Below are 13,433 nucleotides of genomic sequence, written 5' to 3'. Positions count from 1 at the left end.
GCTATCGAGAATCAGCTTAAGGTGCCTTCTGACCGAAGCTGATGCACTGCGGCTTCGCGATAAACAGCAGCTCGCTGACGATAAAATTGATCCGGTCCAGCTCCGACAGCATAATGTCCAGGTTTTCCCTTTTGGTATGCGGACTCGAATTCAGCAGCTGAATGAATCCTCTCAAGGTCGTCAGAGGGTTGCGGATTTCATGGGCCACGCCTGCCGCCAATTCCCCGATCACGGACAGCTTGTCCGTTTTGCGGATAATCTCTTCGGTGCTCTTCCTCTCGGAAATATCGCGAAACGTGACGACACCGCCGCGGATTTTATGATCCTCCACAATTGGCGCCAGCACGTATTCCACCGGAAACATCAGGCCGTCCGATGTGAGGAACAGATCCTCCTGTACATAGATGAAGCTGTGATCGTCGAAGACGTCGAAAATAGAGGCGTCCGCCGCTTCGTCCGGCTCCGCCTGGCGGATGAGATCCTTATGTCTTTGTCCGATCAGCTCCTCGACGGTTAATCCGAGCATGCGCGCCGCAGCCGGATTGCAGAACGTAATCTTCCCTTCCAGATTGAGTCCGTAAATTCCCTCCCCGGCGGAATTGAGAATCAGCTCCAATATCCGGTGATTTTCCCTCAGCTCCTCGGTACGGTTCGCGATGATCAGCTCCAGCTGCTCCATCCGGATCGCATTGGATAATGCCGCTGCCGTCACATCGATGATCGACTGCGCCAGCTGCATGTCTACCTCCGAGTAGGTACGAACCTCTCCCAGACTGACTACGGCAATGGTCACCAGCACCTCGGCTGACGCAACCAGCGGCAGCATGAAGACGCCTTTAATTCCGAAACGGCGGCAAGCCTCGTGGTTCGGTCTGAGGTCCGCATCAATGTCCGGAATCAGAACATATTGCTTCGTGCGGATTACTTCCTGGAACAACAGATCCTCGTTATAATTCAGTTTGATACTGCTGTGCGTCTTGCGCCAATTCTCCTCGGTCCAGTCGGAGCTCATACTAAGCCGCGCCGGTCTGAAGGTGCTTCCGATCGAATCGCATAAATGGACGCCGATGTTCGTATTATCGAGAACCTGACCTACATAGCGGAAGCACGTATCCAAAATTTTCTCGGTCGTGGAGCACAGCGACAGCTCGCGGGTTACATCCAGCAGCAGCTGCTTTTCCCTCAGCAGGGACTGGATCGCTTTGAACTGATGCATATTGTGAATGGCTACGCCCGCCATATTCGCATAAGCCTCGACGGTTTGGATCGCCGAGGACGACAAATTCATCGAAGTGCCGTAATTAAACAGGAAGACAAGACCGAACAGCTCTTCGCCGTAAGAGATCGGCAGCCCGAGCAGCGAATGAATTTTGAACAGCTCGATAGGTCGGGGATCCGGTCGGCGGTCAAGCGCCGTATCCGGAATGTAGATGCTTTTTCTCGTTTCGATAATATCCTTCGCCAAAGAATCCACCTTCGGATCGACGATCAGCTGATCCAGCGTGATCCCGTTAATGCGCTCCGGCTTGCCGACATATCCTCTGAAGGTGCCGTCCGGCTGGGGAAGATAGATGCCGACGGAATCGCATAAGACGATTTCTTCGGAAATAGCGGTCGCCACCGCGTCAAGAACAGCCGTAAGATCCAATTTCGAATTAATAGCCTGGCTGATCTTGGCTAGGCGGGCATACCTGGTTTGATCTGCTTGAGCATGCATGCGCGAAACACCCTTTTCCGTAAAAAGTGTATGACAGCCACCGTTACCGGTCAAAGCCGCTGAAAAAATTATCGCTAAGCGTACGAATCCTTCTTGCGGGCGCTGCTGACCGAATCGCTTCGGCCCGATCCCGCTTGGCATTCAGGCATGAAGGCAGACGCCTGCGCTTCTCCTGATCGGTTCCGTACGCTCCGCCGGCTTTTCTTTTCAGCGGCCTCTCTCCGGTCCGGCAATGCTCCCGGCCGTCAAGCCGGTTATTTATTGAAGGAAGACAGGAATTTGACCCGGTCTCCCATCGGCGGCGTATTGTTGTCGACAATGGCGATTTCCAATACGGCCGGACCGTCGATGCATAGATCATTCAGCATCCCCTGCGAAATATCTTCCAGCGTTTCCACTCTCCAGCTGGGCACTCCCATCGAATAAGCCATATCCGAAATCGAAACGGGCTGCTGGCGGAACCGGGGATGGCTTCGCTTATACTGCAGCTCATGTCCATGGTATACCATGCCGAGACGCGAGTTGTTGATCACAATGAACAGGATGGGCAGCTGATATTCCTTGGCCGTCAGCACCTCCATGCCGTGCATGAAAAAGCAGCCGTCGCCAGTGATGCATACGACCGGACGGGACGCATCCGCGAGCTTCATGCCGATAGCCGATCCGATGGCCGTGCCCATCGCCCCAAAATGAACGTTAATATCGAACGAGTCCGCTTCGCGCACCTTCATATAGTGAATGACATAGGACATAAATTCCCCGATATCTACGGTATAGCGGCTTGAGGCTGCCAAGTACTTTTGCAGAGACAACAAAACATTCTGCGTGTTATACCCGCTCGACGGCAAAGGCACAGCAGGCAGCGCTGCGCCCGGATAGCCCGTACGCTGCAGCCCCAGCCGCTCCAGCTCACGAATCAGCGCATGAAGGGTCGGCCCGGCATCGCCGGCCAAAACCATATTCGCAGGATAGGCGCGGTGAAATACCGCTTCATCGATATCCAGCTGGATCATAAACCTTCCGCCGGCCAGTTCCGGCTTCCAGTTGCTTGTAGCCGTCTCCCCCAGGCTCGATCCGATGACGAACAGCACCGTCCGGCCGGCATCCCCTATAACGCGGGAAGCCCGCTCCTGCCCGGCAAAACCGAACACCCCGTAATGCAGCGGATGCGAATCCGGAATCAAGCCTTTGGCCTGCGGCGTCGTCACGATAGGCCAATCGAGCAATTCGGCCAATGCCACCACTTCATCCGCGGCCCGGCGGGCTCCTTGGCCGACGAATAGAATCCCTTTCGCTCCGCCGGCCAGCTTCTCGGCAGCAAGGGCGATTTGCGAGAAGGCGGGTACCGGCCGCTGCAACTTGGGAAATGGAGGCAACTCCAACGAAGGCAGCTGCTGAAGCTGGATGTCGATAGGCATCTGCACATGAACGGGACCGGGTACTCCCGATAGTGCAATCCCCACCGCTTTAGCTACCTCCGGAAGCAAATCCTCCGCCCGGTCCACAGATCCGCTGTACTTCGTCACCGCTCGAAAGAGCGGAACCGAATCAAGCTCTTGAGACGCGTTCATACCGAACGTTCTAACCGGCACCGCGCCGGTCAGAAAAAGCACGGGCAAATGCTCGCGCATCGCATTCGCCGCTCCGGTAATCAGGTTGGTGCTCCCGGGCCCGCTGCAGCCGATGCACACGCTCAGACTATCGGCATACTTGGCGTAGGCTCCGGCCATATAAGCCGCAGCGCCCTCATGCTTCGCAATAATCGGCGTCACTTGCGGCGTATCGTACAATTCGTCGAAAAAGGCATTGACCGAGCCAGCCGGAATACCGAATATATACCGGACGCCGCCTGCTGCCAAATAATCAATTACCGCTTTCACAGCCTTCATACAATCCATTTCCCCCTCGCGCATCATTTTTTTGAATCGGACCCGACACTCTCCTACACGATACCTTTTATGGTAAATTTTTACTTATGTGAAATTAAATATTCTACGAGTCGACACAAAATCCTTTTTTATAACCAAATAATTTATCGTTTTTACACAAATTTTATAATTTCCTGCCAGAAATATGAAAAAAAGAGCGCTTTTCAGCGCTCTTTCCTTTATTATTCAATTGTGGCTCAAATCCGCACCAAATGAATCCTATCTCAAATCCTGCGGAGCTACTTTATCCATATCATGGAATACTTGGTTCTCACCGGCCATAGCCCAGATGAACGTGTAATTGTTCGTACCTACGCCGGAGTGAATCGACCAGCTCGGAGAAATGATCGCTTCCTCGTTGCGAACAACCAGGTGGCGCGTTTCGCTAGGCTCGCCCATGAAGTGGAACACCAGGCCGTCTTCCGGCATATCAAAGTAGAAATACACTTCGGAACGGCGGTTGTGCGTGTGGCAAGGCATTGTATTCCACATGTTGCCCGGCTTCAGCAGGGTCATACCCATGACCAGCTGACAGCTTTGTACGCCGTTCAGGTGGATGAATCTGTGGATGACGCGCTCGTTGGAGGAATTGATCGAGCCCAGGTGCTCGGTTTCCGCTTCAGCCAGCGTCACTTTAACGGTCGGGTAGTTCATATGCGCCGGTGTAGAGTTAAAGTAGAACCGTGCGGGATTTTTGGCGTCTGCGCTGTTAAACACAACGTCTTTGTTGCCAAGACCGATATATAGACATTCTTTCGTATCCAATTCATATTCCGTGCCTTCTACGGTAACGGAGCCTTTAGGACCTACATTGATAATGCCGATTTCGCGGCGCTCCAGGAAAAAGTCGGCACCCATCTCATGCTTGTCCGCTTCAAGCTTAATCGGCTCGGAAGCAGGAATAACACCGCCTGTAATAAAACGGTCCACGTGACTGTAGACCATGTTCAATTGGCCGGTAACAAATAAATTCTGAATCAAAAATTCATTTCTTAAACGGTCCGTATCATACGATTTCGTTTCTGTAGGATTAGTAGCGTATCTGATTTCCATGCTAATATGGCCTCCTCAAAAATAGTCTGGGGATCTCTAACAGGTCTGCGGGATGAAAAAACGTCTATCCATGTCCATGGATGGATGCTCGACCGCGTTTCACATGCCTATACGGTAAAATAAAACGTTTCAATTCATTCCATAACCAAATATCGTCCCCTGCACACGTCTTTTATCGTAACACAAATTACAGCATCCCGCTACAATCGGCGCGGATCTTTGCCCGATTGAAAATTGTTCTCACTTTTTCCAATTCGGCAGTGACTCACTCGCACGGAAATGATATAATATAGCCTAATGTTAGGCTAGATCAATGGAAGGATGGACTAGAATGAACCCTCTTGCACAACAGCTAAACGATACGATTGCCAAAGAAAATCAGCATGTTTATGACATGTTGTCCGCTCTCGGAAAGCAAATCTACTTTCCAAAGGTAGGTATTCTCAGTCAATCGGCGGAAGCGAAGCAAAAAGCGAAGAAATTCAATGCAACGATCGGAACTGCGCTGGAAAACGGCAAGCCGATGCACCTTAAAGTGATTCAAGACACACTCTCGGCTTATGATCCGAAAGACCTTTATGAGTATGCGCCTCCCGCCGGCAAGCCTGAGCTGCGGACAGCATGGCGCACGAAGATGCTTGAAGAGAATCCTTCGCTTCAAGGCAAAAGTCTGGGCCTTCCTATTGCAACCAACGCACTGACTCATGGTCTCAGTATCGTAGCGGATCTGTTTGCGGATGCCGGCGACGCTGTGATCATTCCTGATAAAAACTGGGAAAATTACGAACTCACGTTCGGCATCCGCCGCGGCGCTGAAATCGTAAACTATCCTTTGTATAATAGTGACCGCAAATTCAATGCGGCCGGCCTGCGGGATACGCTGCTGGCGCAGAAAAGCAAAGGAAAAGCCATTGTCGTCCTTAACTTCCCGAACAACCCGACAGGCTATACGCCGGGCCTTGAAGAAGGCAAGCAAATCGTCGCCGCCATCAAGGAAGCGGCCGAAGCCGGCATTAACGTCGTTGCGGTAACGGACGATGCTTACTTCGGCTTATTCTTCGAGAATTCGCTGCACGAGTCGCTGGCCGGCCAATTAACCGACCTGCATCCGCGCGTGCTGTCCATCAAAATTGACGGTGCGACCAAAGAAGAATTCGTTTGGGGCTTCCGCGTCGGCTTCATTACTTATGCCGGACAAAGCGAAGCGGCCTTATCGGCGCTGGAGCAAAAAACGCTCGGCATCATCCGCGCAACGATCTCGAGCGGACCGCATCCTTCTCAAACCTTCGTGCTTCACGCGCTGAACGCTCCTGAGTTCCATGCGCAGAAGCAGGAGAAGTTCGAGATCATGAAGGGCCGCGCCAACAAGGTCAAAGACCTGCTCGACCAAGGCAATTTCGATGCGGCTTGGGAATATTATCCGTTCAACTCCGGTTATTTCATGTGCCTGAAGCTGAAAACCGTCGATGCGGAAACGCTGCGCGTCCATCTGTTGAACCAATATGGAATCGGCACGATTGCTTTGGGCGAAACCGACCTGCGCGTCGCCTTCTCGTGCATCGAGGAATCGAATTTGGAAGAGCTGTTCAACACCATCTTCCAAGGCGTGCAGGATCTCGAGAAGGTTGCTGCCCAGTAAGCAGCACCTAGAGAAGCAGTTAAGCCAAGCTTTTTTTCATAAATCATATTCGGAGTGAAGCACACCCCGTAGCGGATTCAATCTGCTGCGGGGTGTTTTCTTTCTCCGTTAAGGAGACGATGCCCATGAACACGATGCAAGCAGACGGCCGACGGAGAATCGGGATGGAAGACTTCCTTAGCCCCCTCCCTCGAAGCGAAGAGCTTCTGCACCCTGCTGTTCTTCTTTTTCTGAAGCAGGTCTGGGAACCTGCCTTTCATTATGATTACTGCGGATTAACGGTGGAACCGGTATCCGGCGCGTCGCCGGAGGAGCCGAGTCCCCGCGGCCGTCAGACAGAGTCTGCTAAAGATGCCGGGCAGCGGCGGACGCTCGATAACGGCTGCGTCGAGCTCGTTTATATCCGCGGCCAGCTCAAGCTGCGGATCGAGCTGATCGAGCTGACGGCAGCGAACAAAGACGCTTGGCGCGGCGCCTCCGAGGACGATTACGCCGCTTATTTGACCCGCCACAATGAGCTGGTGCTCTCCGGCTGGCTGGTGCTGCGCTTCACCGCACAGCAGCTGGAGAAGCGCCCGCAGCAGTGCCAGGCGCATATCAAGCAGGCTATCGGCCATTGGTGGGCGATGACGAAGGAGCCGGTGCAGACGGAGGACACGGATATTTGGACGTTCCGCAAGCGGCTGCTGATCCGAATGGCTCAGGAACGCAGCGGCGTGCTGAAGCCGCGCGACGTGGCGGAGGCGTTTCAAATGACCAGCCGGGCAGCGGGCAATTGGCTCAAGCGGTTTCAAGCTGAGGGAGTCTTTACCGGCGTGGCGTCCAAGCAGAACCGGCTGACGCGGTATAAGCTGAACAGCGTTATCGCTGCCCATCCGAACGAAGGATAAAGCATGCCGGAAGAACGGCAGTTCCCTGGAGAGCAAGCGAGCTCATACCTTCTTCAACCTAAAAAAAGCGGCCCCTTTAGCGGGGCCCCTGAAAACTTGCGGAGAGTACGGAAGCGTTCTGTAGAAGCGAAAGCGTTCGCCTTTGTCCCTGGATTTCAACCGCTACAAGCAGGAGATAATCAAAGAAATACAGGGACAACAGCGATCGGAGGAATGGTTCCGTATTCGTAGCGATGCCTTTTTCAGTGGCCTCACTTTAACGGGGCCGCCCTTGGACTCAAATCAGCAAATTAAACAAATGCGGATTTTTGTTAATTTCTACATATTTAATCCCTTTGGCCGTCATCCGCTCGATCAGCGGGCCATAATCCTCTTTATTCTTCAACTCGATGCCGACCAGCGCAGGACCGTTCTCCTTGCTCGTCTTCTTCGTATACTCAAAGCGGACGATATCGTCGTTCGGCCCCAGCACCTCGTCGAGAAACTCGCGCAGAGCTCCGGCGCGCTGCGGAAACTCGACCGTGAAGTAATGCTTCAGCCCTTCATAGATCAGCGACCGCTCCTTGATCTCCTGCATCCGGTCAATATCGTTATTGCCTCCGCTGATGACGCAGACGACATTTTTCCCGGCGATCTGCTCGCGGTAAAAATCAAGCGCCGTAATCGTCAGGGCGCCTGCCGGCTCGGCTACGATGGCGTTCTCGTTGTACAGCTCCAGTATCGTCGTACATACTTTGCCCTCCGGCACGACGACGATATCGTCAACGACGCTGCGGCATATCTCGTAGGTCAGCTCCCCGACGCGCTTGACTGCCGTGCCGTCGACGAACTTGTCAATCTCCGTCAGGGTGACGATCTCGCCCTGATCGATAGCTTGTCTCATCGAAGGCGCACCGGTCGATTCCACCCCGATGAACCGGGTCGCCGGGCTGATGCTTTTGATATAGGTGCCGACGCCGGCCGCCAGTCCGCCTCCGCCGATCCCTGCAAAAACAAAATCGACCGGGTCGCGCATGTCGTTCATCAGCTCAAGGCCCACCGTGCCCTGCCCGGCAATGACCTTCAAATGGTCAAACGGATGAATGAACTGCAGCCCTTCCCGCTCGCTGTAGCGCAGCGCTTCGTTCAAGGAATCATCAAAGGTATCTCCGACCAGAATGACCTCCACGAAGGTCCCTCCGAACAGCTTTACCTGGGAAATTTTTTGCCGCGGAGTCGTCGTCGGCATAAATATTTTGCCGGGAACGCCAAGCGCTTTGCAGGAATAAGCCATGCCTTGAGCATGGTTGCCCGCGCTGGCGCATACGACGCCTTTGTGCAGGCGCTCTTCCGGCAGGCTTCGCATCAAATTATACGCGCCGCGGATTTTAAACGAACGGACGACCTGCAGGTCGCTCACGTTTCAGGAATACGTTGCAGTTGTATTTCTCGGACAATATGAAATTTTTCTGCAGGGGAGTATGATGCACCACGTCCTTGAGCACGTGGCTTGCTACTATAATATCTTCCAGCTTTACCGATGAATGAGTCATTAGGCTTCCTCCGGTTGTTCCGTAATTTAAATTATTATACACCTTTGGAAACGGGAGTCCAGTTAATTTTCTGAAAAATTCGCGAATTTTGCGGCAATCGGTTGAATCTTCTTCAAGGTGGAGGAGGCCAGACTGGCCCGGCTGACGATTTCGCGGAACGAGAGGGACAAAAACGCCGGGTCCCCGGAGCCCTTAACGACGCCTACGGAGGAGGTTACCTGTACTCCGGATATAACGAACGGATCGCTCAGCGCCTGAACCAGCTTCTTGATTTCATCCTCTTCCCGCAGCGAAACAATGACAAATTCATCTCCCGCATACCTGCATATAAATTCGTCCGGCATCGTTAATGAACGGATCCGCTCCGAAAAGCCTTTGATGACATCGTCTCCGATCGGATGACCGTACTGCTTGTTAATTTTCCCAAAATTGTTCAGGTCGATAAATAACAAATAAAAATTTTGCCTGTTGCTCATCAGCTCTTCTACAATCGTCTGAATATATCCGGGCCGAAACAAGCCGGACAGAGGATCCAGCAGCTCGCTTAGCCGGACGCGGACCGTATCCCTCGTCACCAGCCCCACCACCTGATCGTTCTCCGTAATCAGCAGCCGTTCGATGCCCTTCTCTTCCATCACCTGCAGGGCGTCCCAGCCAAAGCTGTCCGCCGCCACGGTTATCGGGTCGGGTGTCATCGCATCGGCAACGATCCGGTTAGGGTGGGCCTTTCTTGCATCCCGCGACGTAATGATGCCCATAATTTCCTTATGCTCCGTAACGGCCAGAGAGCCGATTCTCAGCTCGTCCATCAGCTCGGCGGCATGCAGTACACTTTTGTCGGAAGAGACCGTTATAACCGGAGACGACATCATCTCCTTCACCTTCACAGCAATTCCACCTCCCGTTTCACGGACACTTCGATTTTCAGCTCGGACCGAATAACCATGGTATCGTTAATCAACCGCTCCGCTTCCTCCAACACGATGCTGATCAAAACCTCCTTATCCAGCATCTGGAGAAGAGAGTTGCGGATAAGGACCGCCTCTACCTTCGGATGCTCAATTTTAATAATGGTAAATTGCTCGGGAGAAAGAGCCTCCGCCATGCGTCTGACCGCCTCGGGACCGATCGGCGCCTTGCGTCCGATAACAAGCAGATCCTGCATCGGCGGCACCTCGAACTCCGACATTTTAAGCGAAAGCGTCGCTTTTCTGGAAAATACATTCTTGGAATTCATATAAAAACTACTCCTTTACTTCCATTTCGTTACCAATCCGTGTGGCGCTTATTGATATGCATCAAATCTTCAAACCGGGATTCCTTCCATTTGTTGTTTAAAGGAATTTCCCATTGACCATAGTCCAGATTCATTTGGAATTCATGAAGCGTTTTGTCCCACCGGATGACTCGGGCTTCGGTCAGTGCGACCAGCTCCTCTTTAATTTTCGTCGCGGCAATCCCGCACAGCTCAAAATCCTGAAGCTTCGGAATAATAGCCGACGGCTTATCCAATTCAAAGGAAAGCAGACAGATGAAATGAATGATGGTCCGCTGCCTTTTGGTAAAAGCTCTGCGAAATATCTCAAACTGCAGGTCGATCTTGGCTGGCCGATTGGACATAAGCTCACTCCATTCAAAGGAATCAGTCCTTGAAAAATAGTCAATTAACAACTTCCCATTTTGGGAATGAAATTCATAAAAATACGCCCTCGAAATTCGATCAGTTCCAAATCTGCTTGAGGCGGTGTATGTAATATACGGTCCGGCAGGCTCAAAAATTGCAGAACATAATATTCGTCGAATTGAATGCCCGACTGAGCAAGCAGCTCCTGCTTCGCTTCCTCGGGAGCCATCCCTTTTTTGTAAGGACGGTCCGAGAGCATGGCGTCGAACGCATCGATGATCGAACACATCCGCGCCAGCTTGGGGATTTGCGAGCCCCGGAGTCCCTTCGGATATCCTAATCCATCCCAACGCTCATGATGAAACATAACGACATCCAGTAGATCAGGTTCTACGATTCCCTCTATCGTCAGCAGCGTTGCCCCGAGCTCCGGATGCATTCGCATCAGGCTCCATTCCTCCCGGTTCAGCTTGGTCGTTTTCTGCAAAATGTTCGTATCTATCATAATTTTTCCGATATCGTGGATGAAGCATCCTGCGACAAAAGCTTCCCTCTCCTCTTGCTCGAGCAGCGGTACCTCGGAGGTCCAGTAGTGGGCAAGCGTACCTACGCGCATCATATGCTCATAGGTCTCCTTATCCTTGTCCATCAACCTATCCAATATTGGATGCACTGCGTCTTTCACTTTATCCAACACCCCTCTCGTTCTTGTTCTTAATCTAGGAAAATAGCTTTTCCTGCTAGCTCAAATTGGCATACTTGTCGAATGAAACCGGGAAAATTGATTATTTTGACCTATTGATCCAAATTTATTTTAATATAATTGTATAATTTTGTCACTGTAATAAACAATTTGTCGATTTTATAGAAGAAATCAATAAACAGCAACAAAAAAGAACAGCCCTCCCGTCAGGCTTTAAGCCTAATCGGAAGGACTGCTCCGTGTGAAACTAACCTTTTTCTATTCTATCTATGTCTCTCTTAACGGATAACAACCGTGTGAACGACTTGGTCCCAGCCTCTCAGCTCGATGGAGCGGTTAGGAGTCAAATCGGACATATTGCCTTGAATGGTCAAATCTGTAGTCGTATTATAAACCGCCGTCTGCACATTGCCGTTATCCAGCGTTTGGTTAATCGAAATCGTTGCAATTTTCCCATTGGAATTCAGTGTATAGGAGTTAAAAGTCCCCAATACAGTGAAGTTCGTTTGCTGTTCAGCCAGCGTTGTCACTTCAACGAAGTATACTTTACCGCCGGAAACACGGGCTGTCACGATATCGCCGCTTCTCAGCTCCGAAGCATTGACATTCGACGCGCCGTTACGAACAATCGTTACGTTGGAAGCAAGCGGGTAGCTGTACGTTTGGCCGTCTTTCGTAAAAGTAAGCGTGTTGTTACTGACCGAAGCAGTCAATGCTGCACCCGTAAAATCTCTTTGCTGGTCTACAGCCGCTGTCGTCACTTCAATGAAGTACGCTTTGCCGCCGGAGATACGAACGGTCACAATGTCTCCATTTTTCAATTCCGACGCGCTGACGTTCGATGCGCCGTTACGGACAATCGTTACGTTGGAAGCAAGCGGATAGCTGTAGGATTGACCGTCCTTTGTAAAAGTAAGCGTGTTGTTGCTGACCGCGGCCGTCAACGCTGCGCCCGTAAAATCTCTTTGCTGATCTACAGCCGCTGTCGTCACTTCAACGAAGTACGCTTTGCCGCCGGAGACGCGGACCGTCACGACATCTCCGCTTTTCAGCTCGGATGCGCTGATATTGGATACGCCGTTACGGACAATCGTCACGTTGGAAGCAAGCGGGTAGCTGTAGGATTGACCGTCCTTCGTAAAAGTAAGCGTATTGTTATTGACTGCAGAGCTCAGCGAAGCGCCGGTGAAGTCCTGCTGTTGGCTTCCGCCGTTGGCCAATGTCGTTACTTCTACATAATAGGCTTTGCCGTCATATGTGCGAACCGTGACCACATCCCCGCTTTGCAGGTCCGATGCATTGACTTTGGCGCCGTTACGGAAGATGAATGCGTTGGAAGCCAGTTCAATGGTATACGTTTGGCTGTCTTTGCTCAATGTCAATGTATTATTGCTTACGCTGGAAGTCAGTGAGGCGCCGGTAATGGAAGTATTGTCAGGCAGCTGCTCGCCCGTACGGTCCAGCAGGGCTGCCAGCTCAGCGCGGGTAACCGGGCGCTCCGGACGGAAAGTATTATCCTCATAGCCGTCGATCAGGTTCTTCTCAATGGCTTCCTCTACATAGCCGACAGAGCCTGCCGGAATTTTATTCGCATCTTTAAAGTTCAGCTTCGTATTCATTTTCGTTTTGGCTTCATCCTGCAGCTTCAGAGCTTTGATCAGCAGCGTCGTCGCCCACAAACGGTCCGCTTCCTTCTCCGGCTGCACCGTATCGTCCGACTCCTCGAACAGGTCGTTCTGAAGTGCTACCGCTACGTAGCCGACGGCCCATGGATACTTGGATTTGATCTTGTCCGCATCTTTAAAATTCAAATTCGTCTGTTTGGCTTCGGCCGATTCCGCCTCATCCTTCAGTCCCATCAAACGCACGGCGGCTGTAATCGCTTCAATTCTTGTAATTGTTTTACGCGGCTGGAACGTACCGTCCTCATAGCCTTCGAATACGCCTTTGGAAGCCAGGCTGGCAATGTATCTCATGGCCCACTCTACATCGGAGCCTTTCACATCGTCAAATGTCAGCTTAATATTTATGTTTACATCTTTAGCGTTGTCGCTTTTAATGTTCCATACATTTTTCTTGCTGTCCCATACTTTGTTGCTATCCCAAGATTTGTTATTCCCCTTATTATTATTAAAGTTATTGCTGCCCTTACCCTTGCCATCGGCAAACGCGGCTGTTCCTCCGCCAAGCACCATAGCCATAGTCAAACCTGTAACCATAACCTTTTTAAAATTCTTGTTCATCGTCATTCTCCTTTGTATAAAACGATATTGGTGAAGCAGCTCCTAGGATTTACTAAACCTTTCGCCATCCCCAAATCGTTTGTGGGGGTCTTTTGATCAAGCGT

General features: G+C 51.7%; 10 protein-coding genes and 1 pseudogene. 2 read left to right on the top strand and 9 right to left on the bottom strand.

All coding sequences use genetic code 11. From position 1 onward, the window contains the following. Nucleotides 1–16 precede the first annotated feature (16 nt). From ACHHV8_RS05215 to kduI, 3 genes are all read right to left on the bottom strand, one after another. A complete protein-coding gene (locus ACHHV8_RS05215) occupies nt 17–1,717 on the bottom strand; it encodes a GAF domain-containing protein (RefSeq protein WP_395157330.1) in 1,701 nt (566 codons plus the stop codon). Nucleotides 1,718–1,971: 254 nt separating this feature from the next. Then, nucleotides 1,972–3,606, bottom strand: coding sequence for a thiamine pyrophosphate-binding protein (locus ACHHV8_RS05210; RefSeq protein ID WP_395157329.1), 1,635 nt, complete (start codon nt 3,604–3,606; stop codon nt 1,972–1,974). A 258-nt stretch (nt 3,607–3,864) separates the two neighbouring features. Then, nucleotides 3,865–4,698: a 5-dehydro-4-deoxy-D-glucuronate isomerase gene (kduI, locus tag ACHHV8_RS05205; RefSeq protein ID WP_395157328.1), complete on the bottom strand. Its 834-nt coding sequence runs from the start codon at nt 4,696–4,698 to the stop codon at nt 3,865–3,867. Nucleotides 4,699–5,029: 331 nt separating this feature from the next. On the opposite strand from kduI, the gene ACHHV8_RS05200 reads away from it, so the two are divergent. Both ACHHV8_RS05200 and ACHHV8_RS05195 read left to right on the top strand, forming a co-directional pair. After that, entirely contained in the window at nt 5,030–6,337 is a 1,308-nt protein-coding gene (locus tag ACHHV8_RS05200; RefSeq protein ID WP_395157327.1) for an aminotransferase class I/II-fold pyridoxal phosphate-dependent enzyme, read from the top strand. A 125-nt stretch (nt 6,338–6,462) separates the two neighbouring features. Then, nucleotides 6,463–7,227, top strand: coding sequence for a hypothetical protein (locus tag ACHHV8_RS05195; protein ID WP_395157326.1), 765 nt, complete (start codon nt 6,463–6,465; stop codon nt 7,225–7,227). Between the two features lie 277 nt (nt 7,228–7,504). On the opposite strand, the pseudogene ilvA reads toward ACHHV8_RS05195, so the two are convergent. The 6 genes and pseudogenes from ilvA to ACHHV8_RS05165 all read right to left on the bottom strand — a co-directional run bounded on the left by ilvA (nt 7,505) and on the right by ACHHV8_RS05165 (nt 13,329). Further along, a pseudogene (gene ilvA, locus ACHHV8_RS05190) lies at nt 7,505–8,759 on the bottom strand (threonine ammonia-lyase IlvA). 62 nt (nt 8,760–8,821) lie between these two features. Further along, complete coding sequence (locus ACHHV8_RS05185) at nt 8,822–9,646, bottom strand: GGDEF domain-containing protein (RefSeq protein WP_395157325.1); 825 nt, start codon at nt 9,644–9,646, stop codon at nt 8,822–8,824. Continuing rightward, nucleotides 9,643–9,996: a hypothetical protein gene (locus ACHHV8_RS05180; RefSeq protein ID WP_395157324.1), complete on the bottom strand. Its 354-nt coding sequence runs from the start codon at nt 9,994–9,996 to the stop codon at nt 9,643–9,645. The genes ACHHV8_RS05185 and ACHHV8_RS05180 overlap by 4 nt, the downstream gene beginning before the upstream one ends. 29 nt (nt 9,997–10,025) lie before the next feature. Beyond that, nucleotides 10,026–10,379, bottom strand: a complete 354-nt coding sequence (locus ACHHV8_RS05175) for a replication protein (RefSeq protein WP_395157323.1) — start codon at nt 10,377–10,379, stop codon at nt 10,026–10,028. Between the two features lie 44 nt (nt 10,380–10,423). Further along, on the bottom strand, nt 10,424–11,032 hold the full coding sequence (locus ACHHV8_RS05170; RefSeq protein ID WP_395157322.1) for an HD-GYP domain-containing protein: 609 nt from the start codon (nt 11,030–11,032) through the stop codon (nt 10,424–10,426). Nucleotides 11,033–11,364: 332 nt separating this feature from the next. Further along, nucleotides 11,365–13,329: an S-layer homology domain-containing protein gene (locus ACHHV8_RS05165; RefSeq protein WP_395157321.1), complete on the bottom strand. Its 1,965-nt coding sequence runs from the start codon at nt 13,327–13,329 to the stop codon at nt 11,365–11,367. Nucleotides 13,330–13,433: the final 104 nt, after the last annotated feature.

Source organism: Paenibacillus sp. TAB_01, assembly GCF_043945595.1.
GTDB lineage: Bacteria > Bacillota > Bacilli > Paenibacillales > NBRC-103111 > Paenibacillus_S.
Note: the sequence above shows the minus strand (reverse complement) of the source record. Positions and strands in the feature narration are given on the sequence as shown.